The sequence below is a fragment of the Klebsiella sp. SYXHC3 genome, assembly GCF_057196925.1.
Map to the genome: position 1 here is coordinate 189665 of NZ_JBXUNG010000006.1, position 23071 is coordinate 212735.

General features: G+C 55.7%; 17 protein-coding genes and 1 pseudogene. 16 read left to right on the top strand and 2 right to left on the bottom strand.

What is annotated here, in order from left to right:
* Positions 1-30: 30 nt before the first annotated feature.
* Positions 31-258: a hypothetical protein gene (locus tag AC2CGP_RS16780; protein ID WP_015367475.1), complete on the bottom strand. Its 228-nt coding sequence runs from the start codon at positions 256-258 to the stop codon at positions 31-33.
* 448 nt (positions 259-706) lie between these two features.
* Here AC2CGP_RS16780 and serC point away from each other — a divergent pair, with 448 nt between their 5' ends.
* From serC to AC2CGP_RS16840, 12 genes are all read left to right on the top strand, one after another.
* Entirely contained in the window at positions 707-1795 is a 1089-nt protein-coding gene (gene serC, locus AC2CGP_RS16785; RefSeq protein ID WP_020079259.1) for a 3-phosphoserine/phosphohydroxythreonine transaminase, read from the top strand.
* 74 nt (positions 1796-1869) lie between these two features.
* On the top strand, positions 1870-3153 hold the full coding sequence (aroA, locus tag AC2CGP_RS16790; protein ID WP_475702356.1) for a 3-phosphoshikimate 1-carboxyvinyltransferase: 1284 nt from the start codon (positions 1870-1872) through the stop codon (positions 3151-3153).
* Positions 3154-3346: 193 nt separating this feature from the next.
* Complete coding sequence (cmk, locus tag AC2CGP_RS16795) at positions 3347-4030, top strand: (d)CMP kinase (RefSeq protein WP_015367471.1); 684 nt, start codon at positions 3347-3349, stop codon at positions 4028-4030.
* Positions 4031-4167: 137 nt separating this feature from the next.
* On the top strand, positions 4168-5841 hold the full coding sequence (gene rpsA, locus AC2CGP_RS16800; protein WP_015367470.1) for a 30S ribosomal protein S1: 1674 nt from the start codon (positions 4168-4170) through the stop codon (positions 5839-5841).
* A 150-nt stretch (positions 5842-5991) separates the two neighbouring features.
* Positions 5992-6279 (top strand): integration host factor subunit beta, encoded by a 288-nt coding sequence (ihfB, locus tag AC2CGP_RS16805; RefSeq protein ID WP_004100704.1) that lies wholly within the window; start codon positions 5992-5994, stop codon positions 6277-6279.
* Between the two features lie 205 nt (positions 6280-6484).
* Positions 6485-8740 (top strand): ComEC family protein, encoded by a 2256-nt coding sequence (locus AC2CGP_RS16810; protein WP_046883508.1) that lies wholly within the window; start codon positions 6485-6487, stop codon positions 8738-8740.
* A 45-nt stretch (positions 8741-8785) separates the two neighbouring features.
* Positions 8786-10534 carry a lipid A ABC transporter ATP-binding protein/permease MsbA gene (gene msbA / locus AC2CGP_RS16815; RefSeq protein WP_015367468.1) on the top strand — a complete coding sequence of 583 codons (1749 nt, stop codon included), beginning with the start codon at positions 8786-8788 and terminating at the stop codon, positions 10532-10534.
* Positions 10531-11511 carry a tetraacyldisaccharide 4'-kinase gene (gene lpxK / locus AC2CGP_RS16820; RefSeq protein WP_484502397.1) on the top strand — a complete coding sequence of 327 codons (981 nt, stop codon included), beginning with the start codon at positions 10531-10533 and terminating at the stop codon, positions 11509-11511. The genes msbA and lpxK overlap by 4 nt, the downstream gene beginning before the upstream one ends.
* A 54-nt stretch (positions 11512-11565) precedes the next feature.
* Positions 11566-12795 (top strand): winged helix-turn-helix domain-containing protein, encoded by a 1230-nt coding sequence (locus tag AC2CGP_RS16825; protein ID WP_020079256.1) that lies wholly within the window; start codon positions 11566-11568, stop codon positions 12793-12795.
* Between the two features lie 62 nt (positions 12796-12857).
* The gene (gene ycaR / locus AC2CGP_RS16830) at positions 12858-13040 is read left to right on the top strand and encodes a protein YcaR (RefSeq protein ID WP_015367465.1); all 183 of its coding nucleotides are present in this window, start codon (positions 12858-12860) and stop codon (positions 13038-13040) included.
* On the top strand, positions 13037-13783 hold the full coding sequence (kdsB, locus tag AC2CGP_RS16835) for a 3-deoxy-manno-octulosonate cytidylyltransferase (protein ID WP_015367464.1): 747 nt from the start codon (positions 13037-13039) through the stop codon (positions 13781-13783). The genes ycaR and kdsB overlap by 4 nt, the downstream gene beginning before the upstream one ends.
* Before the next feature lie 130 nt (positions 13784-13913).
* Positions 13914-14807 carry a YcbJ family phosphotransferase gene (locus AC2CGP_RS16840; RefSeq protein WP_026612361.1) on the top strand — a complete coding sequence of 298 codons (894 nt, stop codon included), beginning with the start codon at positions 13914-13916 and terminating at the stop codon, positions 14805-14807.
* Here AC2CGP_RS16840 and elyC read toward each other — a convergent pair.
* The gene (elyC, locus tag AC2CGP_RS16845; RefSeq protein WP_020079254.1) at positions 14784-15563 is read right to left on the bottom strand and encodes an envelope biogenesis factor ElyC; all 780 of its coding nucleotides are present in this window, start codon (positions 15561-15563) and stop codon (positions 14784-14786) included. The genes AC2CGP_RS16840 and elyC overlap by 24 nt on opposite strands.
* A 121-nt stretch (positions 15564-15684) precedes the next feature.
* Between elyC and cmoM the strand changes: the two are divergent.
* From cmoM to mukB, 4 genes and pseudogenes are all read left to right on the top strand, one after another.
* Positions 15685-16489, top strand: a pseudogene (gene cmoM / locus AC2CGP_RS16850) (tRNA uridine 5-oxyacetic acid(34) methyltransferase CmoM).
* Positions 16486-17808 carry a chromosome partition protein MukF gene (gene mukF / locus AC2CGP_RS16855; protein ID WP_015367460.1) on the top strand — a complete coding sequence of 441 codons (1323 nt, stop codon included), beginning with the start codon at positions 16486-16488 and terminating at the stop codon, positions 17806-17808. Before cmoM ends, mukF begins: the two are co-directional and overlap by 4 nt.
* Complete coding sequence (gene mukE / locus AC2CGP_RS16860; protein WP_015367459.1) at positions 17789-18493, top strand: chromosome partition protein MukE; 705 nt, start codon at positions 17789-17791, stop codon at positions 18491-18493. Before mukF ends, mukE begins: the two co-directional genes overlap by 20 nt.
* Positions 18493-22941: a chromosome partition protein MukB gene (mukB, locus tag AC2CGP_RS16865; RefSeq protein WP_484502398.1), complete on the top strand. Its 4449-nt coding sequence runs from the start codon at positions 18493-18495 to the stop codon at positions 22939-22941. The genes mukE and mukB overlap by 1 nt, the downstream gene beginning before the upstream one ends.
* The last annotated feature ends 130 nt before the right edge of the window (positions 22942-23071 follow it).

Consider the following 23071-nt stretch of genomic DNA (forward strand, 5'->3'; position numbering starts at 1 on the left):
ATGCGGAGAAACTCCACATGCCATAGCAAGTTACAGGATTGGCGTACAAATGCTAACGATCATAGCGGCGCCAGCAAGACTGGTACCGACGATGCCTGCCGCCATCACTGCGAAGCCTGCCCCCAGCGTAAAGGGCCCGGTAATCGCGCCGATGACAATTGTCGGGATACTGACCAGCAAACCAATTGCTGCCGGAATGGATAACAGGCCAAAGCCGCCGCTCACATCAGACATTTCGTTATAGGTTAATTCACGCATAACTATTCCTTTAAAAGTGATTAATACCAGTCTTCATCGGCTGGCTTAAAAATTTTAATGATCTGGAAATGCAGCGGTAAATGGCGATGCTCTCGCGGAAACATAATTCATGAAGAATTAAGATAATATTCAAGTATTAAATGAGTTGACGGATTGCGCTATGGCGAGATCGTTACCTGTGAATGTAGTGGATAACTATTTATGCCGTGGGTCAAAATCCGGAATGGGTGACGGAACACAGGCTAAAAAGCGATTCTCTTGCAGCAATTATGTCGGTTTAATGACGTCAAGCTGGTTGATTCTTTTGTGTGACGATGGCCTCATTTATGGGCCGCTTAGTTTTACTCGTTGCGGTGTGTGTCACTGAATGATAAAACCGATAGCCACAGGAATAACTTATGCCCGCGACGGTTCGCGTGCAGACAATATAGCAACGTGGTGAGGGGAAATGGCTCAGGTCTATAACTTTAGTTCGGGCCCGGCAATGCTGCCGGCAGAAGTTCTCAAACTGGCGCAACAGGAACTGTGCGACTGGCACGGTCTGGGGACGTCGGTAATGGAAATCAGCCACCGTGGTAAAGAGTTTATCCAGGTGGCTGAAACGGCAGAACAGGATTTCCGCGATCTGCTTAATATCCCTTCCAACTATAAAGTGCTGTTCTGTCATGGCGGCGGTCGCGGCCAGTTTGCCGGGATCCCGTTAAATCTGCTGGGTGACAAAACAACAGCAGATTATGTGGATGCTGGCTACTGGGCGGCGAGCGCAGTGAAAGAAGCGCAAAAATACTGCACGCCAAACGTTATTGATGCGAAAACCACCGTTGACGGCCTGCGAGCCGTTAAACCGATGAGCGAATGGCAGTTGACGCCGGGCGCGGCTTACCTGCACTTCTGTCCAAATGAAACCATTGATGGTATCGCTATCCACGAAACGCCAAACTTTGGCGATGATGTGGTCGTTACCGCGGATTACTCCTCCAGTATTTTGTCGCATGAAATTGACGTCAGCCGCTATGGCGTGATTTACGCTGGCGCGCAGAAGAATATCGGCCCGGCAGGGTTAACGCTGGTTATCGTGCGTGAAGATCTGCTGGGTAAAGCCAGCGTCGCCTGCCCATCGATCCTTGATTACACCGTGCTGAACGCCAATGATTCAATGTTCAACACGCCGCCGACCTTCGCCTGGTATCTGGCGGGGCTGGTATTTAAATGGCTGAAAGAGCAGGGCGGCGTCGCTGCGATGGATAAAATCAACCAGCAGAAGGCTGAATTGCTGTATGGCGTGATTGATAATAGCGATTTCTATCGTAACGATGTTGCCGCGGCCAACCGCTCGCGGATGAACGTGCCGTTCCAACTGGCGGATAGCGCGCTGGACAAACTGTTCCTTGAAGAATCTTTTGCGGCTGGTCTGCATGCGCTGAAGGGCCACCGCGTGGTGGGCGGTATGCGTGCTTCTATATACAATGCGATGCCGCTGGCCGGCGTCAAGGCGCTTACCGACTTCATGCAGGACTTTGAACGTCGTCGCGGCTAATTGCTGAGCGCTTATTTTCATCCCCGCGGCCGGTCTGCGGGGTTTTTATTCTGTTTTTTTGAGAGTCGAGTTTCATGGAATCCCTGACGTTACAACCCATTGCGCGCGTTGATGGCACCGTAAACCTACCCGGGTCAAAAAGTGTCTCTAACCGCGCTTTGCTGCTGGCGGCATTAGCCCACGGCACCACCGTGCTGACCAATTTGCTGGACAGCGATGATGTTCGCCACATGCTTAATGCGCTTAACGCCCTGGGAGTTCACTATACCCTGTCCGCCGATCGTACTCGCTGTGAAGTCACCGGCAACGGCGGTCCGCTTCAGGCCAGCGGCGCGCTGGAGTTGTTTCTCGGTAATGCTGGTACGGCGATGCGCCCACTGGCGGCGGCGTTGTGCCTCGGCGACAACGATATTGTGCTGACCGGGGAGCCGCGGATGAAAGAGCGACCGATAGGCCACCTGGTCGATGCTTTACGCCAGGGGGACGCGCAAATTGAGTATCTGGAGCAGGAAAACTTTCCGCCTCTGCGCCTGCGCGGCGGTTTCAACGGCGGCCAGGTGGAAGTCGATGGCAGCGTCTCCAGCCAGTTCCTTACCGCTTTACTGATCACTACGCCGCTGGCGCCGCAGGACACGACGATCGCGATTAAAGGCGACCTGGTGTCCAAACCTTACATCGACATCACGCTGCACCTGATGGAAACCTTTGGCGTTGACGTTGAAAACCACAACTACCAGCGCTTTGTCGTACGCGGCAAGCAACAGTATCAGTCGCCGGGCGACTATCTGGTGGAAGGTGATGCCTCTTCAGCCTCGTATTTCCTTGCTGCCGGCGCGATTAAAGGCGGTACGGTAAAAGTGACCGGGATTGGCCGCAATAGCGTTCAGGGCGACATTCGCTTTGCCGATGTGCTGGAAAAAATGGGCGCGACAATTACCTGGGGCGACGATTTCATCGCCTGTACCCGCGGTGAGCTGAATGCTGTCGATATGGATATGAACCATATCCCGGATGCTGCAATGACCATCGCCACTGCGGCGCTATTCGCGAAAGGCACCACGGTGCTACGCAATATTTACAACTGGCGGGTGAAAGAGACCGACCGCCTGTTCGCGATGGCCACTGAACTGCGTAAAGTGGGCGCCGAAGTAGAAGAGGGCGAAGATTATATTCGTATTACGCCGCCTGAGACGCTGAAATTTGCTGAAATCGGTACTTACAACGATCACCGCATGGCGATGTGCTTCTCGCTGGTGGCCTTATCGGCGACACCGGTCACTATCCTTGATCCGAAATGCACGGCGAAAACGTTCCCGGATTATTTCGAGCAGTTGGCGCGAATTAGTACCCTCGCGTAAAGTCTGTTCTGTCCTTTAAGGTAAAGCTTTGTCATCTTGCGGGCTGGTATTCTGCCAGCCCGCTATAATTGCGCAATTCTTCTACATTTAATTTCTTCTATTCCGTAATTTGCACGCAATGCTCACTTTCTGGCGCATTGATGCGTATAATGCGCGGCGTTTATATTCATGCGCCTTGCTGAAGGAGAAAAAGATGACGGCAAATGTTCCGGTAATCACCATTGATGGACCTGGCGGTGCGGGTAAGGGCACGTTGTGCAAGGCAATGGCGGAAGCGCTTGGTTGGCATCTGCTGGATTCCGGGGCCATTTACCGCGTTCTTGCGCTGGCAGCCTTACATCATCACGTAGACGTCGAGTCAGAAGAGGCGCTGGTTCCGCTGGCAGCTCATCTCGATGTGCGGTTTATTTCTACTGACGGCAACCTGGAAGTGGTGCTGGAAGGCGAGGATGTCAGCGCAGAGATCCGTACCCAGGAAGTGGCCAATACCGCCTCTAAGGTCGCGGCTTTCCCACGTGTACGTGAAGCGCTGCTGCGCCGTCAACGCGCCTTCCGCGAACTGCCTGGCCTGATTGCCGACGGCCGCGATATGGGCACCGTCGTGTTCCCGGATGCGCCGGTTAAAATTTTCCTCGATGCGTCGGCGGAAGAACGTGCCCAGCGCCGCCTGCTACAGTTGCAGGAGAAGGGTTTTAGTGTTAACTTTGAACGTCTTTTGTCCGAGATAAAAGAGCGTGACGATCGCGATCGTAATCGTGCTGTGGCGCCGCTTGTCCCGGCCGCTGATGCATTAGTTCTCGATTCCACTGAACTAAGCATTGAGCAAGTAATTGAAAAAGCGCTACAATATGCGCGCGAAAAACTGGCTATCGCTTAACCGTTAACCGGCAAAGCGTCGCAAGCCTCCGAATTATAGCAGTACCCCCGCAGCAACGGAGTGTTAGCGGGTATGTTAAACAACCCCATCCGGCACGGAGCCAGGTGGACGTTAAATATGAAACCTGAAGATTAAACATGACTGAATCTTTTGCTCAACTATTTGAAGAATCCTTAAAAGAAATCGAAACCCGCCCGGGTTCCATCGTTCGTGGTGTTGTTGTTGCTATCGACAAAGATATCGTACTGGTTGACGCTGGTCTGAAATCTGAGTCCGCCATCCCGGCTGAGCAGTTCAAAAACGCCCAGGGCGAGCTGGAAATCCAGGTTGGTGACGAAGTTGACGTTGCTCTGGATGCAGTAGAAGACGGCTTCGGTGAAACCCTGCTGTCCCGTGAGAAAGCTAAACGTCACGAAGCTTGGATCACGCTGGAAAAAGCTTACGAAGACGCTGAAACTGTAGTCGGTGTTATCAACGGCAAAGTTAAAGGTGGCTTCACTGTTGAGCTGAATGGTATTCGTGCGTTCCTGCCGGGTTCCCTGGTAGACGTTCGTCCGGTGCGCGACACGCTGCACCTGGAAGGCAAAGAGCTTGAATTCAAAGTCATCAAGCTGGACCAGAAACGTAACAACGTCGTTGTTTCTCGTCGTGCCGTTATCGAATCCGAAAACAGCGCAGAGCGCGATCAGCTGCTGGAAAACCTGCAGGAAGGCATGGAAGTCAAAGGTATCGTTAAGAACCTCACTGACTACGGTGCATTCGTTGATCTGGGCGGCGTTGACGGCCTGCTGCACATCACCGATATGGCCTGGAAACGCGTTAAGCATCCGAGCGAAATCGTAAACGTTGGCGACGAAATCACTGTTAAAGTGCTGAAGTTCGACCGCGAGCGTACCCGTGTATCCCTGGGCCTGAAACAGCTGGGCGAAGATCCGTGGGTAGCTATCGCTAAGCGTTATCCGGAAGGTACCAAACTGACCGGTCGCGTGACCAACCTGACCGACTACGGCTGCTTCGTTGAAATCGAAGAAGGCGTTGAAGGCCTGGTTCACGTTTCCGAAATGGATTGGACCAACAAAAACATCCACCCGTCCAAAGTTGTTAACGTTGGCGATGTAGTGGAAGTTATGGTCCTGGATATCGACGAAGAACGTCGTCGTATCTCCCTGGGTCTGAAGCAGTGCAAATCTAACCCATGGCAGCAGTTCGCGGAAACCCACAACAAGGGCGACCGTGTTGAAGGTAAAATCAAGTCTATCACTGACTTCGGTATCTTCATCGGCCTGGACGGCGGCATCGACGGCCTGGTTCACCTGTCTGACATCTCCTGGAACGTTGCAGGCGAAGAAGCAGTTCGTGAATACAAAAAAGGCGACGAAATCGCTGCAGTTGTACTGCAGGTTGACGCAGAACGTGAGCGTATCTCCCTGGGCGTTAAACAGCTGGCGGAAGATCCGTTCAACAACTACGTTGCTCTGAACAAGAAAGGCGCTATCGTAACCGGTAAAGTAACTGCAGTTGACGCTAAAGGCGCAACCGTAGAACTGGCTGACGGCGTTGAAGGTTACCTGCGTGCTTCTGAAGCATCCCGTGACCGCGTTGAAGATGCAACTCTGGTTCTGAGCGTTGGCGACGAAGTTGAAGCTAAATTCACCGGCGTTGATCGTAAAAACCGCGCAATCAGCCTGTCTGTTCGTGCGAAAGACGAAGCTGACGAGAAAGATGCAATCGCAACTGTTAACAAACAGGAAGATGCAAACTTCTCTAACAACGCAATGGCTGAAGCTTTCAAAGCAGCTAAAGGCGAGTAATCTTAGTTATTCAGGCCACAACGGCCTGAATAATGACGAGTTTACTTGACAGATTGCAGGATTCGTCCTGTAATCAAGCACAAAGGGCGGCTACGGCCGCCCTTGTTTAAGCTGTAAGCTAACTTTGCCTTGAAGGAAACCGGAGGAAAAATGACCAAGTCAGAATTGATAGAAAGACTTGCCAGCCAGCAATCTCATATCCCGGCGAAAGCGGTGGAAGATGCTGTTAAAGAAATGCTGGAGCATATGGCCTCAACGCTTGCTCAAGGTGAGCGCATTGAAATCCGCGGTTTCGGCAGCTTCTCTCTGCACTATCGAGCACCTCGCACCGGGCGTAACCCGAAGACTGGCGATAAAGTGGAACTGGAAGGTAAATACGTTCCTCACTTTAAGCCCGGGAAAGAACTACGCGACCGCGCCAATATTTACGAAGAGTAAGTTTTTCCGCATCAGGCAAAGACTTACTTAATAAAAAAGCACCTGAGGGTGCTTTTTTTATGTCTGTTTTTCGCGTCCGCTCGCAAAACTTTTGTTACCTGATAGCAAGCGCCAACATTTCCCGGATAGCGCGACGCAACTCCATTCTTTTATGCATGATCACGGCGGCGAATTGTCTGACACTCCCCGATAACAGGGAGGTGTTATGCGATTACCACATCTGGCAGGCTGCGCCATAATCGGAATTTCGCCGCTGCTTTGGCTACCGGCGCTACCGAATATGCTAAGCGTCTGGTGCTTGATTGGCGCTGCGCTAATCATTGCAACGCTGCGCAAACCTTGCACAACGTATGCCGCATTGACGTTGCTATTTTTCGTATGGGGAATATTACATGCCCGGCAAGCGCTGTGGCCCACTGAGCATATTCCCGGTCGCAACCGACAGGCCATTATTGAGCTGGTAGGCGGTGATGGCCTGACGAGCTGGCAAGGTAAGATAATTCGTCTTGAGGGTCGGCGTTTATATCCTGCGGTTGGGATTACCCTCTACGGCAGCGAACTACCTGAAGCAGGCTGCGTTGGGCAGCGCTGGCTGATGACCATCCGCGCTCGTCCGGTACATGGGCAGTTAAATGAGGGCGGCTTCGATAGCCAGCGCTACGCTCTTGCACAGCATCGCCCGCTTAGCGGACGTTTTCTAAATGCCTCATCGCTTGATTCACGTTGCAGCTTCCGGGCTCGCTATCTGGCCTCGTTAAACCGCACACTCGCTGAGTATCCATGGAAAACGGTGATGCTGGGGCTGGGAATGGGGGAGCGCCTGGCAGTTGCGGATGAGATAAAAAGATTAATGCAGGAGACGGGAACCTCCCATTTAATGGCTATCTCCGGCCTGCATATTGCGCTGGGGGCGTCGCTTGGCTGGTTGCTGGTTCGTGGAATACAGTTCTTTCTTCCGTGCCGCTGGATAGGCTGGCGGATACCGCTACTTGTCGGGTTAGGCTGCGCGCTGTTTTACGCCTGGCTTACCGGCATGCAACCCCCGGCGCTGCGTACCTGTGCGGCCTTAAGCGCAGGATGTCTGTTAAGGCTACAGGCCAGGCGTTGGTCGCCGTGGCAAATCTTTTGCTGTTGTATTGCGGCAATACTGTTGGCTGATCCGCTGGCGATGATTTCAGAAAGCCTGTGGTTATCGGTGTTTGCGGTGGCTGCGTTGATTTTCTGGTATCAGCTTGCGCCGCTTCGCCGGCTCCGCTGTCGTTCACCGTGGCGGCAACTGTTGGCGCTGGGCCACCTGCAATGCGGCCTGATGTTACTGCTGGCGCCGCTGCAGATAGGGCTTTTTCATGGGATTAGCCTGACTTCATTGATAGCAAACCTGGTTGCCGTTCCGCTGGTGACATTTCTGATAGTCCCGCTGATTTTAGCGGCGATGCTACTGCATCTAAGCGGCCCGGTGTTGCTTGAAATGGCGTTATGGCAACTCGCCGATCGTCTGCTGGCAATATTATTCTGGTTCTTACGCCATTTGCCTGCCGGATGGTTATCGCTTGACGAACGGTGGTTGGCGATCAGTGTACTACCGTGGCTGGCGCTCCTGGCATGGCGTTTTCAGGCCTGGCGTCAGATGCCGTTACTCTGTATGAGCGGCGTGGCGCTACTCAGTTGGCCCTTCTGGCGCACCGCGACGCCAGGCGAGTGGAGAGTGACGATGTTGGATGTCGGACAAGGGTTAGCGGTGGTTATCGAGCGTCAGGGAGCAGCTATTCTGTACGATACCGGCCCCGCCTGGCCGGGGGGCGATAGCGGCCAGCGACTCATCGTGCCCTGGTTGCGCTGGCGTGGTCTCCATCCTGAAGGAGTCATCTTGAGCCACGAACATCTTGATCATCGCGGTGGCCTGAATGCGATTGTTCAGGCGTGGCCAAATCTCGTTATTCGTAGCTCGCTTAATCTGCGTGGACATCTCCCTTGCCGCAGAGGGGAAGCCTGGCGCTGGCGAGGGCTTCGATTTCAGGCGCTTTGGCCGTTGCCTGCAGGCGAGCATAAGGGAAACAATGGTTCCTGCGTGGTTAGGGTCGATGACGGCAGGCGTAGCGTTTTGCTTACCGGTGATATCGAAATCCCTGCCGAACAGCAAATGATAAGCCATTACTGGCAACATCTTACGTCTACACTTATTCAGGTTCCGCACCATGGCAGTAATACGTCATCCGGCGTGACATTGCTGCAGCGGGTAGGAGGAGAGGCGGCTATCGCCTCGGCAGCGCGTTACAATGCATGGAAGATGCCTTCCAAAAAAGTCGAAGAGCGTTATCGTAAGCAGGGATATCTGTGGTTTGATACGCCGCACTCGGGGCAAATAACGATTATTTTTTCTCCAGATGGTTGGCAAATCCAGAGCTTACGGGATCAACTTTTACCTCGTTGGTATCATCAGTGGTTTGGCGCAGAGGCGTAGAACGGGTAGAATATGCGGCTATTTCAACATAAGCTGGTTTATTGAATGCAGAACGATAAAGATCTCTCCACGTGGCAGACCTTCCGCCGACTTTGGCCGATGATAGCGCCGTTTAAAGCCGGGCTAATCGTAGCGGCCGTGGCGTTGGTGCTTAACGCGGCAAGTGATACCTTCATGTTATCGCTTCTTAAACCGTTATTGGATGATGGTTTTGGTAAAACGGATCGCTCAGTACTGTTATGGATGCCGCTGGTGGTGATCGGTTTAATGGTGCTGCGCGGCATCACCAGTTATATCTCAAGCTACTGCATCTCCTGGGTTTCCGGCAAAGTGGTGATGACGATGCGTCGCCGCCTGTTTGGCCATATGATGGGTATGCCTGTCGCCTTCTTCGACAAACAGTCCACCGGGACATTGCTGTCGCGTATCACCTATGATTCTGAGCAGGTCGCGTCATCTTCCTCCAGCGCGTTGATCACCGTGGTGCGAGAGGGGGCCTCAATTATCGGTCTGTTCGCCATGATGTTCTATTACAGCTGGCAATTGTCGCTGATTCTTATCGTGCTGGCGCCTATCGTCTCAGTGGCGATTCGGGTGGTTTCGAAGCGTTTTCGTAATATCAGTAAGAATATGCAGAACACTATGGGGCAGGTGACCACCAGTGCTGAACAGATGCTCAAAGGGCATAAAGAAGTGCTGATGTTCGGCGGCCAGGCCGTTGAAACCAAGCGTTTTGACAAGGTCAGTAATAAGATGCGCCTGCAGGGGATGAAAATGGTCTCCGCGTCCTCTATCTCCGACCCGGTCATTCAGCTGATTGCCTCTCTGGCTCTGGCCTTTGTGCTTTATGCGGCGAGCTTCCCAAGCGTCATGGAAACCCTGACCGCCGGTACCATCACCGTGGTCTTTTCGTCGATGATCGCGCTAATGCGTCCGCTGAAATCCCTGACTAACGTCAACGCTCAGTTCCAGCGTGGGATGGCGGCATGTCAGACGCTGTTCTCCATTCTGGATTCCGAGCAGGAGAAAGATGAAGGCACGCGCGTGATTGAGCGCGCCAAAGGTAACCTGGAGTTCCACAACGTCACCTTTAGCTATCCTGGTCGCGAAGTTGCCGCGTTGCGTAACATTAATCTGAGCATTCCGGAGGGAAAAACCGTTGCGCTGGTAGGGCGTTCCGGCTCAGGTAAATCCACCATCGCCAGCCTGATTACCCGTTTTTACGATGTTGACGAGGGGCAAATTCTGCTGGATGGCCACGATCTGCGCGAGTACAAACTGAGCTCGTTGCGTGACCAGGTGGCGCTGGTTTCGCAGAACGTACACCTGTTCAATGACACCGTCGCCAATAACATCGCCTATGCGCGTACCGAAGAGTACACCCGCGAGCAAATTGAAGAAGCGGCGCGTATGGCCTATGCAATGGACTTTATCAACAAGATGGATAATGGCCTGGACACGATTATCGGCGAGAATGGCGTCATGCTCTCCGGCGGTCAACGTCAGCGTATCGCTATTGCGCGCGCGCTGCTGCGCAACAGCCCTATCCTGATCCTCGATGAAGCCACCTCGGCGCTGGATACCGAGTCGGAACGTGCGATTCAGGCGGCGCTGGATGAACTGCAGAAAAACCGTACATCACTGGTTATCGCCCACCGTCTGTCGACAATCGAGCAGGCTGACGAAATCGTGGTTGTGGAAGATGGGCGTATCGTTGAGCGCGGTGGCCATCTGGAGCTGCTGGAGCATAAAGGCGTTTACGCGCAGCTACATAAGATGCAATTCGGTCAATGATAGCGCGCATCTGGTCAGGCAAATCGCCGCTATGGCGGCTATTGCTGCCGCTCTCCTGGCTGTATGGCCTGGTGAGCGCTTTCATTCGCCTCAGCTATAAGCTGGGGTGGAAAAAAGCCTGGCACGCGCCGGTGCCGGTTGTCGTAGTCGGTAATTTGACCGCCGGCGGCAACGGTAAAACGCCGGTGGTGGTGTGGTTGGTGGAGCAACTACAGCAGCGAGGCATTCGCGTCGGCGTGGTGTCTCGCGGTTACGGCGGCAAAGCCGACAGCTATCCGTTGGTTCTGGATGACGCGACCAGTACGGCGCAGGCGGGCGATGAACCGGTGTTGATTCATCAGCGTACCGGCGCGCCGGTAGCGGTTTCTCCGCTACGCAGCGACGCGGTAAAAGCGTTATTGGCCGCCCACGATTTGCAAATTATCGTCACCGATGATGGTCTACAGCACTATAAGCTGGCGCGGGATGTAGAAATCGTCGTGATCGACGGTGTACGCCGCTTTGGCAACGGCTGGTGGTTACCGGCCGGGCCGATGCGCGAGCGCGCATCCCGTTTGCAAAGCGTCGATGCCGTTATCGTCAACGGCGGCGTCGCGAGTCCGGGTGAAATTCCGATGCACTTGCGTCCCGGCATGGCGGTGAACCTGCTTACCGGCGAGCGTCGCGATGTTGCGACCCTCGATAACGTAGTAGCGATGGCCGGCATTGGCCATCCGCCGCGCTTTTTCGCGACGCTAGAAAACTGCGGCGTGCGGCCGGTGAAAACCGTGGCGCTGGCGGATCATCAGGCGCTGAGTCAAAGCGCTGTCGCCGCATTGGTAACCCCGTCGCAGACGTTGTTGATGACCGAGAAAGACGCGGTAAAATGCCGTGAATTCGCCGCCGCTAACTGGTGGTATCTGCCGGTTGACGCCATAATGACCGATGATCGCGCACAGCGGTTGCTCGCGGACTTAGTGACGCTGGCGCAACGTTAACCTGCGTGCTGGCTTTGCTCGCCGCTGTGCTTGAATCCCCTACGGAGAACCTGCATGTCGGTATTGCAACTATCGCTAAAAGAGGCTCGCCATCTTCATCTTGCGGCGCAGGGGTTACTGAAAAAGCCCCGACGTCGCGCTCGCCAGACTGACATCCTTTCCACCATCCAGCAGATGTCGCTGCTGCAAATCGATACGATCAACGTGGTCGCCCGTAGCCCTTATCTGGTGCTGTTTAGCCGCCTTGGTAGCTATCCGCAGCACTGGCTGGATGATTCCTTGCGTAGCGGCGAACTGATGGAATACTGGGCGCATGAAGCCTGTTTTTTGCCACGCAGCGATTTCGCCCTCGTGCGCCACCGGATGTTGAATCCCGACAAGATGGGCTGGAAATACCATAAAGAGTGGATGCTCGAGCATGCCGCGAGCATAGAAGAGTTGCTGGAGCATATTGCGCAAAATGGCCCGGTTCGCTCGGCGGATTTTTCCCATCCACGTATAGGCGCCAGCGGCTGGTGGGAGTGGAAACCACATAAACGTCATCTGGAAGGGTTGTTCACCGCCGGCAAACTGATGGTCGTTGAGCGGCGTAATTTTCATCGCGTCTATGATTTAACCCATCGTGCGATGCCGCACTGGGATGATGGGCGCGATGCGCTCTCCCGTCAGGAGGCCGAGTCCATTATGCTACGTAACAGCGCGCGCAGCCTGGGCGTTTTTCGTCCACAGTGGCTGGCCGATTATTATCGTCTACGCCAGCCTGCATTACCGGCGCTGCTGAAGGGCTGGCAGGATGAGGGGTTGGTGGTGCCGGTGATGGTTGAGGAGTTGGGTGAGATGTGGCTGCATCGCGATCTGCAAGCTGTGCTGGAATCGGCATCCGGCGGTAAGTTAACCGCCAGCCATAGCGCCGTGCTCTCGCCGTTTGATCCGGTAGTCTGGGACCGTAAACGCGCCGAGCAGTTATTCAACTTCAGCTATCGACTGGAATGCTATACCCCGGCGCCGAAACGGCAATACGGCTACTTTGTGCTACCGTTGCTGCATCAGGGCAAACTGGTAGGCAGGATGGACAGCAAGTTGCACCGTAAGGGCGGCGTGCTGGAGATCTTTTCGCTGTGGCTGGAAGAGGGGGTTAAAGTGACTGCCGGGCTGGAGAGCGGACTCCAGCGAGCAATTAATGATTTTGCGCGCTGGCAAGGGGCAGAAGAGGTTGTGCTGCGCCAGTTACCCGCGACGCTATTTGCTAACCAGCGGCAAGGTTGGGGCGTTGATGCCGCGTGATACGCGGGCTACCATCCTGTGATATGCTGCTGCCAAATCTATTCGGTCCATCAGGAGGAATCATGGATCACCGTTTACTCGAAATTATCGCCTGCCCGGTTTGCAACGGTAAGCTGTACTACAGCCAGGATAAGCAAGAGCTTATCTGTAAAGCCGACAGCCTGGCCTTCCCGCTGCGCGACGGGATCCCGGTACTGCTTGAAAACGAAGCGCGTTCGCTCGCGGTTGAAGAGAGCCAGCCATGAGTTTTGTCGTCATTATTCCCGCGCGATTTGCCTCCACGCGCCTGCCGGGGAAACCGCTGCAGGATATCAACGGTAAGCCGATGATCGTCCACGTGCTGGAGCGCGCCCGCGAATCCGGCGCGGATCGCATTATCGTCGCCACCGACCATGAAGATGTCGCGCGTGCGGTGGAAGCCGCGGGCGGCGAGGTTTGTATGACCCGCGCCGACCATCAATCCGGCACCGAACGTCTGGCGGAAGTCGTTGAAAAATGTGCTTTCAGCGATGACACTATCATCGTCAATATTCAGGGTGATGAACCGATGATCCCGTCGGCGATCGTGCGCCAGGTGGCGGAAAACCTTGCGGCCAGCACCAGCGGGATGGCAACGCTGGCGGTGCCTATTCACGATGCCGAAGAAGCATTTAACCCGAATGCGGTCAAAGTGGTCATGGATGCCGACGGCTATGCGCTCTATTTTTCTCGAGCGACTATTCCCTGGGATCGCGATCGTTTTGCAAAATCGCGCGAAGAAATTGGCGATTCCCTGCTGCGCCATATTGGTATTTACGCTTATCGCGCCGGTTTTATTCGCCGCTACGTCAGCTGGGCGCCAAGCCCACTGGAGCAAATTGAGATGCTCGAACAGCTGCGCGTACTATGGTACGGCGAAAAAATCCACGTCGCGGTGGCGGAAGTGGTTCCTGGCACCGGCGTTGATACGCCGGAAGATCTGGAGCGCGTCCGCGCCGAGCTGCGTTAATCCTTGCCGTCCCCTTCGGCTGAAGGGGACATATTTCTGCCGCTAATTAGCCCATTTTTGATCTTATCCGCTGACAAGTCGCCCCCAGACGCTCATTATGAAAACAGTAGTCTTCATGAGGGTATCTATGATGGAACAGTTGCGAGCCGAACTGAGCCACCTGCTTGGCGAGAAGCTAAGCCGCGTGGAGTGCGTTAGCGAGAAACCCTCGTCAGCGCTATGGTCGCTGTATGATGCGCAGGGAAACCCGATGCCGCTGTTGGCGAAAAGCTTTACCACGCCCGGCGTGGCGCGCCAGCTGGCGTGGAAAATTTCGCTGCTTGCCCGTAGCGGCACCGTTCGTATGCCGGTGGTATACGGCGTCATGACGCATGAAGAACATCCGGGGCCTGACGTATTGCTCATTGAACGGTTACGCGGCGTTTCAGTTGAAGCGCCAGCGCGCACGCCCGAGCGTTGGGAGCAGCTGCAGGATCAGATTGTCGAGGGGTTACTGGCGTGGCATCGGCATGATAGCGGCGGCTGTGTGGGGATGGTCGATAGCACTCAGGAAAACCTCTGGCCGCACTGGTATCGCCAGCGGGTAGAAATGCTGTGGAGCACGCTCAACCTCTATCATGACACCGGGCTAACGATGCAGGATAAGCGCATTTTATTCCGCAGTCGTGAGAGCCTGCCGCAGTTGTTTAGCGATTTCAACGATAACTGCGTACTGGTCCATGGCTGCTTTACGCTACGAAGTATGCTCAAAGACTCGCGCAGCGATCAGCTGTTGGCGATGGTCGGTCCGGGGATGATGCTGTGGGCGCCGCGGGAGTACGAACTGTTCCGCCTTGCCGACGGCGGATTAGGGGAGCAGTTATTATGGCGCTACCTGCAGCGGGCGCCGGTAGCGGAGTCTTTCGTCTGGCGGCGTTGGCTATATCAGTTATGGGATGAAGTCGAAAATCTGGTGAATACCGGGCGCTTCGATCGCGCCCGTTTCTCGCTTGCCGCGAAATCAATCCTGCCCTGGATCGCCTGACGCTCCCTTCAGCCACTGCCAGCTTCGTCCCAGGGTCTCGTAAATCGCGCGTTCGCTGTGCATCAGCCAATACGGTGACGGCAGCGCGCGTTCCCAGGGGTTAAGCGCCGATTCCACCGCCAACTGGTTGGCTGGCGCCGGTAATGGATTCAGTCCGGCATGGCGGAAAAATATCATCGCTCGCGGCAGATGCGAGGCGGATGTCACCAGCAGGAATGGCGCGCCGCCGATGGCTTTTTTTACTTCAGCCGCCTCCTGTTCGGTATCTTTTGGTCGGTCAAGGACGATAATCGCGCTGCGCGGTACGCCGAGGCTTTCGGCGACGCGCGCCCCCGCCTCGGCGGTACTAACCGGGTTGGTTTTAGCCGCCGCGCCGGTAAAGATCATTTTCGCGCCTGGGTTTTCCCGCCACAGGCGGATCCCCTCTGCCAGCCGCGGCAGGCTGTTGTTGATCAGGTTGGAGCTCGGCGCCCACTGCGGATTCCAGGTATAGCCGCCGCCCAGCACCACGACATACTCAACGGATTGGCCGCCACGCCAGGTCGGGTAGCTTTTTTCGATAGGTTTTAACAACCCGTCGGCCACCGGCTGCAGGCTTAATAGCGCCAGCAACAGCCAGCTCAGGGTGACCAGCGCTTTGCCGGTTTTTTGAAAACGGCTGCGCCAGAGCAGAATGATGCCGATCGCCATCAGCAATAACAGCAGAGGAAGCGGCAGCATCATGCCGCCCAATACCTTTTTCAGTGTGAAAAGCATCCCGAATGGTTCCTTTTTTAACCATATAACCAAAGTTATATACGGATCTTATAACAGATCGCTTCATTATCGCCGTGGGTATGACAAAATAGCGGTTTTGTGTTGGCTTGTGGAGTCGTCCGTGCAGGATCGCAATTTTGATGACATCGCTGAAAAGTTTTCGCGCAATATTTATGGCACCACCAAAGGCCAACTGCGCCAGGCGATCCTTTGGCAGGATCTGGAACCGCTGCTCGCGCAGATGGGGCCAGGGCCGTTGCGGGTACTTGATGCCGGCGGCGGCGAAGGGCAAACGGCGATCCGCGTCGCGGAATTAGGCCATCACGTGACGCTATGCGATCTTTCCGCCGAAATGGTGGCGCGCGCTCAACAGGCCGCCCGCGATAAAGGTGTGATCGACAACATGCATTTTGTACAATGCGCGGCGCAGGATATTGCTCAGCATTTGGAAAGCCCCGTCGATCTGATACTGTTTCATGCGGTGCTTGAGTGGGTCGCGGAACCGCAGGAAATGTTGCGCACGCTGTGGTCGGTATTGCGCTCTGGCGGCGCGCTGTCGTTAATGTTCTACAATGCTAACGGCCTGCTGATGCACAATATGGTCGCCGGAAACTTCGACTACGTGCAAATCGGCATGCCGAAAAAGAAAAAACGCACGCTGTCGCCGGATTATCCGCGCGATCCGCAGCAGGTATACGGCTGGCTGGAAGCTCTCGGTTGGCAGATAACCGGTAAAACCGGCGTGCGGGTGTTTCATGATTATCTGCGTGAGAAACGTAAACAGCATGACAGCTTTACTGCGCTGCTGGAGCTGGAAACGCGCTACTGTCGCCAGGAGCCGTATATCAGCCTGGGCCGCTATATTCATGTCACTGCGCTTAAGAAAGATCCAGGCGCACAGCCGCAGATGCAAGGATAAACTATGAGTGAATTTTCCCAGACAGTCCCCGAACTGGTTGCCTGGGCCAGGAAAAATGATTTTTCCATCTCGCTGCCGGTCGACAGACTCTCTTTTCTGCTGGCTGTCGCCACGCTGAACGGCGAGCGGCTGGAAGGGGAAATGACCGAGGGAGAACTGGTGGACGCGTTCCGCCACGTCAGTGATGCGTTTGAGCAGACCAGCGAAACCATCAGCCAGCGCGCCAATAACGCCATCAACGATATGGTGCGCCAGCGTCTGCTGAACCGCTTTACCAGCGAAATAACGGAAGGGAATGCGATCTACCGCCTGACGCCGTTAGGTATTGGCATTACCGACTACTATATTCGCCAGCGTGAATTCTCCACCCTGCGTTTGTCGATGCAGCTGTCGATTGTGGCCGGCGAACTGAAGCGGGCTGCAGATTCCGCGGATGAGGGCGGCGATGAATTCCACTGGCATCGCAACGTCTTTGCGCCGCTGAAATATTCGGTGGCGGAAATCTTCGATAGTATCGATCTGACTCAACGCATCATGGATGAGCAGCAACAGCAGGTGAAAGACGATATCGCCCAGTTGCTGAACAAAGACTGGCGCGCGGCGATTTCCAGCTGCGAACTGTTGCTGTCCGAAACCTCCGGTACTCTGCGCGAATTGCAAGATACTCTGGATGCGGCGGGCGATAAGCTGCAGGCCAACCTGCTGCGTATCCAGGACGCCACCATCGCGCGCGACGATCTGCATTTTGTCGACCGTCTGGTGTTCGACCTGCAAAGCAAGCTCGACCGTATTGTCAGCTGGGGTCAACAGGCTATCGACCTGTGGATCGGTTACGATCGTCACGTACATAAATTTATCCGTACCGCCATCGATATGGATAAAAACCGCGTGTTCGCCCAGCGTTTGCGTCAGTCGGTACAGACCTACTTCGACGCTCCGTGGGCGCTGACCTATGCCAGCGCCGACCGTTTGCTGGATATGCGCGATGAAGAGATGGCGCTGCGCGATGAAGAAGTCACCGGCGAGCTGCCGGCAGACCTTGAATTCGAAGAGTTCAACGAAATTCGCGAGCAGCTGGCCGCGCTGATTGAAGCGCAGCTGGCGGTCTACAAAGAGAAGGGTATGCCGCTGGATCTCGGCCTGGTGGCGCGAGAGTTTCTGGCGCAGTATCCGCGCGCGCGTCACTTTGACGTCGCGCGAATCGTTGTTGACCAGGCGGTACAGCTGGGCGTCGCCCAGGCAGATTTCACCGGACTGCCGGCAAAATGGCAGCCGATTAATGATTACGGAGCCAAGGTACAGGCGCATGTCATTGACAAATATTGAACAAGTGATGCCAGCTAAGCTGGCGCAGGCGTTGGCCAATCCGTTATTTCCGGCGCTGGACAGCGCCCTGCGTGCGGGCCGCCACATTGGCCTGGATGAGCTGGATAATCACGCATTTTTGATGGATTTTCAGGATTACCTGGAAGAGTTTTACGCGCGCTACAACGTTGAGCTGATTCGCGCGCCGGAGGGGTTCTTCTACCTGCGTCCGCGCTCCACGACGTTGATCCCGCGCTCGGTATTGTCAGAGCTGGATATGATGGTCGGCAAAATTCTTTGCTACCTCTACCTCAGCCCCGAACGTCTGGCTAATGAAGGCATCTTCACCCAGCAGGAGCTCTACGATGAGCTCCTGACGCTGGCGGACGAAAGCAAATTGCTGAAGCTGGTCAACAACCGTTCCACCGGTTCCGACCTCGACCGCCAGAAGCTGCAGGAGAAAATGCGCGCGTCTCTCAACCGCCTGCGTCGCCTCGGCATGGTGTGGTTTATGGGTCACGACAGCAGTAAATTCCGCATCACCGAATCGGTGTTCCGCTTTGGCGCTGACGTGCGCGTCGGCGACGATCCGCGCGAAGCGCAGCTGCGCATGATCCGCGACGGCGAAGCAATGGCGCTGGAGAATCACCTGCAGCTCAATGATGAGAATGAAGAGAATCAGCCGGATAGCGGGGAGGAAGAATAATGATTGAACGCGGTAAGTTTCGCTCGCTGACGCTGGTTAACTGGAACGGTTTTTTTGCCCGGACCTTCGATCTTGATGAGCTGGTAACGACGCTCTCCGGGGGTAACGGCGCCGGTAAATCCACGACCATGGCGGCTTTCGTCACGGCGCTGATCCCCGATTTAACCCTGCTGCACTTCCGTAACACCACCGAAGCGGGCGCCACCAGCGGTTCGCGTGATAAAGGCCTGCACGGTAAACTGCGCGCCGGCGTCTGTTACTCGGTGCTTGACGTGATCAACTCGCGCCACCAGCGCGTGGTGGTTGGCGTGCGTCTGCAGCAGGTTGCCGGGCGCGACCGTAAAGTCGATATTAAGCCATTTGCCATCCAGGGATTGCCAACCTCGATCCAGCCGACCCAACTGTTGACCGAAACCCTTAACGAGCGCCAGGTGCGCGTCGTGAGCCTCAACGAGCTGAAAGAGAAGCTCGACGCGATGGAAGGGGTGCAGTTCAAACAGTTTAACTCGATTACCGAATATCACTCGCTGATGTTTGATTTGGGCGTGGTAGCGCGTCGTCTGCGTTCAGCATCCGATCGTAGCAAATACTACCGCCTGATTGAGGCCTCGCTGTACGGCGGGATCTCCAGCACCATTACCCGCTCCCTGCGCGATTACCTGCTGCCGGAAAACAGCGGCGTACGTAAGGCATTCCAGGATATGGAAGCGGCGCTGCGTGAAAACCGTATGACGCTGGAAGCGATTCGCGTTACCCAGTCCGATCGCGATCTGTTTAAGCACCTTATCAGTGAAGCCACCAACTACGTGGCGGCGGACTACATGCGTCACGCCAACGAGCGGCGCATCCATCTGGATAAAGCGCTGGAGTACCGTCGCGAGCTCTTTACCTCGCGTTCGCAGCTGGCGGCAGAGCAGTACAAACATGTCGATATGGCACGCGAGCTGCAGGAACACAACGGCGCAGAAGGCGATCTGGAAGCCGACTACCAGGCCGCCAGCGATCACCTGAACCTGGTACAAACCGCGCTGCGTCAGCAGGAAAAAATCGAGCGCTACGAGGCGGATCTCGACGAACTGCAGATCCGTCTGGAAGAGCAAAATGAAGTGGTGGCGGAAGCCGCCGACCAGCAGGAAGAGAACGAAGCCCGCGCCGAGGCCGCAGAACTGGAAGTTGATGAGCTGAAGAGCCAGCTCGCCGATTACCAGCAGGCGCTCGACGTGCAGCAGACTCGCGCCATTCAGTACAATCAGGCGCTACAGGCGCTGGAACGCGCGCGCGCGCTGTGTCACCTGCCGGATTTAACCGCCGACAGCGCCGACGAATGGCTGGAAACGTTCCAGGCGAAAGAGCTGGAAGCGACGGAAAAAATGCTGTCGCTGGAACAGAAAATGAGCGTGGCGCAAACCGCGCACAGCCAGTTTGAACAAGCATATCAGCTGGTTGCGGCGATCAACGGGCCGCTGGCGCGTAATGAAGCCTGGGATGTGGCGCGTGAATTACTACGCGATGGCGTCAACCAGCGTCATCTGGCGGAGCAGGCGCATGGGCTGCGTAGCCGTCTCAACGAGCTGGAACAGCGTCTGCGTGAACAACAAGACGCCGAGCGCCAGCTGGCCGAATTCTGTAAGCGCCAGGGCAAACGCTACGATATTGACGATTTGGAAACGCTGCATCAGGAACTGGAAGCGCGCATTGCCTCATTGGCCGACAGCGTCTCTAACGCTCAGGAACAGCGCATGGCTCTGCGTCAGGAGCTTGAGCAGCTGCAGTCGCGTACTCAGACGCTGATGCGCCGGGCGCCGATTTGGCTGGCGGCGCAAAACAGCCTCAACCAACTGTGCGAGCAGTGCGGTGAGCAGTTTGAATCAAGCCAGGACGTCACCGAATACCTGCAGCAGCTGCTGGAGCGCGAGCGCGAAGCCATTGTTGAGCGCGATGAAGTCGGCGCCCGCAAGCGCGCCATTGACGAAGAAATTGAGCGTCTCAGCCAACCGGGCGGCTCTGAAGACCCGCGTCTGAACGCGCTGGCGGAGCGCTTTGGCGGCGTGCTGTTGTCGGAAATCTATGACGACGTTAGCCTCGACGATGCGCCGTACTTCTCCGCGCTGTATGGCCCATCGCGCCATGCGATCGTGGTTCCGGATCTGTCACAGGTGGCGGAGCAGCTCGAAGGGCTGGAAGATTGCCCGGAAGACCTGTATCTGATCGAAGGCGATCCGCAGTCCTTCGATGACAGCGTATTCAGCGTCGATGAGCTGGAAAAAGCGGTGGTGGTGAAGATTGCCGACCGCCAGTGGCGCTATTCGCGTTTTCCGACGCTGCCGCTGTTTGGCCGCGCCGCCCGTGAAAACCGCATCGAAACGCTGCACGCCGAGCGTGAAAGTCTCTCCGAGCGTTTTGCTACGCTGTCGTTTGACGTGCAGAAAACGCAGCGCCTGCATCAGGCCTTCAGCCGCTTCATCGGTAGCCATCTGGCGGTTGCCTTTGATGACGACCCGGAAGAAGAGATCCGCAAACTCAATAGCCGCCGCGGTGAACTCGAGCGTGCGCTGAATGCGCATGAAAGCGATAACCAACAGAATCGCGTCCAGTACGAGCAGGCGAAAGAGGGCGTATCGGCGCTGAACCGCCTGCTGCCGCGCCTGAACCTGCTGGCCGATGAGACGCTGGCCGATCGCGTAGATGAAATCCAGGAGCGTCTGGACGAAGCGCAGGAAGCGGCGCGCTTTATCCAGCAGCATGGCAATCAGCTGGCGAAACTGGAACCGATCGTCTCGGTACTGCAAAGCGACCCGGAACAGTTTGAACAGCTGAAAGAAGACTATGCCTATTCGCAGCAAATGCAGCGCGATGCGCGTCAGCAGGCTTTCGCGTTGGCGGAAGTCGTGCAGCGCCGCGCCCACTTCAGCTACTCTGACTCGGCGGAGATGCTCAGCGGCAACAGCGATCTCAACGAGAAGCTGCGCCAGCGCCTGCAACAAGCAGAATCTGAGCGCAGTCGCGCTCGCGAAGCGATGCGTAGCCACGTTGCGCAGTTGAACCAGTACAACCAGGTGCTGGCGTCGCTGAAAAGCTCGTATGACACCAAGAAAGAGCTGCTCAACGATCTGTATAAAGAGCTGCAGGATATCGGCGTACGCGCCGATACCGGCGCGGAAGAGCGTGCGCGTGCGCGTCGTGATGAACTTCATATGCAGCTGAGCAACAACCGCTCCCGTCGTAATCAGCTGGAGAAAGCGTTGACCTTCTGCGAAGCGGAGATGGACAACCTGACCCGCAAACTGCGCAAGCTGGAGCGCGATTACTGCGAAATGCGCGAGCAGGTGGTGAGCGCTAAAGCGGGATGGTGCGCGGTGATGCGTCTGGTGAAAGACAACGGCGTGGAACGTCGTCTGCACCGCCGCGAGCTGGCCTATCTCTCCGCCGACGAACTGCGTTCGATGTCGGATAAGGCGCTGGGCGCGCTGCGTCTGGCGGTCGCCGATAACGAACACCTGCGCGACGTCCTGCGTATTTCGGAAGATCCGAAACGTCCGGAGCGCAAAATTCAGTTCTTCGTTGCGGTTTATCAGCATCTGCGCGAGCGAATCCGCCAGGATATTATTCGCACTGACGATCCGGTAGAAGCGATCGAGCAGATGGAAATCGAGCTCAGCCGTCTGACCGAAGAGCTGACCAATCGCGAACAGAAGCTGGCAATTAGCTCCCGCAGCGTGGCGAATATCATTCGCAAGACCATCCAGCGTGAACAGAACCGTATTCGCATGCTCAACCAGGGGCTGCAGAGCGTGTCGTTCGGCCAGGTCAACAGCGTGCGTCTGAACGTCAACGTGCGCGAGACCCACTCGACGCTGCTGGATGTCCTGTCTGAACAGCATGAGCAACATCAGGATCTGTTTAACAGCAATCGCCTGACCTTCTCGGAAGCGCTGGCCAAACTGTATCAGCGCCTGAATCCGCAGATTGACATGGGGCAACGTACGCCGCAAACCATCGGTGAGGAACTGCTCGACTACCGCAACTATCTGGAGATGGAAGTGGAAGTTAACCGTGGTTCAGACGGCTGGCTGCGCGCGGAGTCCGGCGCGCTGTCGACCGGTGAAGCGATCGGTACCGGGATGTCGATTCTGGTGATGGTGGTGCAGAGCTGGGAAGATGAATCCCGTCGCCTGCGCGGCAAGGATATCTCGCCTTGCCGTCTGCTGTTCCTCGATGAAGCAGCACGTCTGGATGCTCGCTCTATCGCCACGCTGTTCGAACTGTGTGAACGTCTGGAGATGCAGCTGATTATCGCGGCGCCGGAAAATATCAGCCCGGAAAAAGGCACCACCTATAAACTGGTGCGTAAAGTGTTCAATAATCACGAACATGTACACGTTGTCGGGCTGCGCGGTTTTGCCGCGCCGGTACCGGAAGCGCTGCCTGGAACCGCTGACGCCTCCTGAAAGGGCGTCGATTAATAGGAAAAAGGGTGACAATTTGTCGCCCTTTTTGTTTTTCTGTACAGTACGCTAACAAGGTATAGTCTTTAAACTTCTTTACATTTGGTAAGGCAAAAGCGTTTTCGCCTTTATA

Coding starts and splice junctions, on each gene's coding strand:
- AC2CGP_RS16780 (WP_015367475.1), bottom strand. CDS start 258: ATGCGTGAATTAACCTATAACGAAATGTCTGATGTGAGCGGCGGCTTT.
- serC (WP_020079259.1), top strand. CDS start 707: ATGGCTCAGGTCTATAACTTTAGTTCGGGCCCGGCAATGCTGCCGGCA.
- aroA (WP_475702356.1), top strand. CDS start 1,870: ATGGAATCCCTGACGTTACAACCCATTGCGCGCGTTGATGGCACCGTA.
- cmk (WP_015367471.1), top strand. CDS start 3,347: ATGACGGCAAATGTTCCGGTAATCACCATTGATGGACCTGGCGGTGCG.
- rpsA (WP_015367470.1), top strand. CDS start 4,168: ATGACTGAATCTTTTGCTCAACTATTTGAAGAATCCTTAAAAGAAATC.
- ihfB (WP_004100704.1), top strand. CDS start 5,992: ATGACCAAGTCAGAATTGATAGAAAGACTTGCCAGCCAGCAATCTCAT.
- AC2CGP_RS16810 (WP_046883508.1), top strand. CDS start 6,485: ATGCGATTACCACATCTGGCAGGCTGCGCCATAATCGGAATTTCGCCG.
- msbA (WP_015367468.1), top strand. CDS start 8,786: ATGCAGAACGATAAAGATCTCTCCACGTGGCAGACCTTCCGCCGACTT.
- lpxK (WP_484502397.1), top strand. CDS start 10,531: ATGATAGCGCGCATCTGGTCAGGCAAATCGCCGCTATGGCGGCTATTG.
- AC2CGP_RS16825 (WP_020079256.1), top strand. CDS start 11,566: ATGTCGGTATTGCAACTATCGCTAAAAGAGGCTCGCCATCTTCATCTT.
- ycaR (WP_015367465.1), top strand. CDS start 12,858: ATGGATCACCGTTTACTCGAAATTATCGCCTGCCCGGTTTGCAACGGT.
- kdsB (WP_015367464.1), top strand. CDS start 13,037: ATGAGTTTTGTCGTCATTATTCCCGCGCGATTTGCCTCCACGCGCCTG.
- AC2CGP_RS16840 (WP_026612361.1), top strand. CDS start 13,914: ATGGAACAGTTGCGAGCCGAACTGAGCCACCTGCTTGGCGAGAAGCTA.
- elyC (WP_020079254.1), bottom strand. CDS start 15,563: ATGCTTTTCACACTGAAAAAGGTATTGGGCGGCATGATGCTGCCGCTT.
- mukF (WP_015367460.1), top strand. CDS start 16,486: ATGAGTGAATTTTCCCAGACAGTCCCCGAACTGGTTGCCTGGGCCAGG.
- mukE (WP_015367459.1), top strand. CDS start 17,789: ATGTCATTGACAAATATTGAACAAGTGATGCCAGCTAAGCTGGCGCAG.
- mukB (WP_484502398.1), top strand. CDS start 18,493: ATGATTGAACGCGGTAAGTTTCGCTCGCTGACGCTGGTTAACTGGAAC.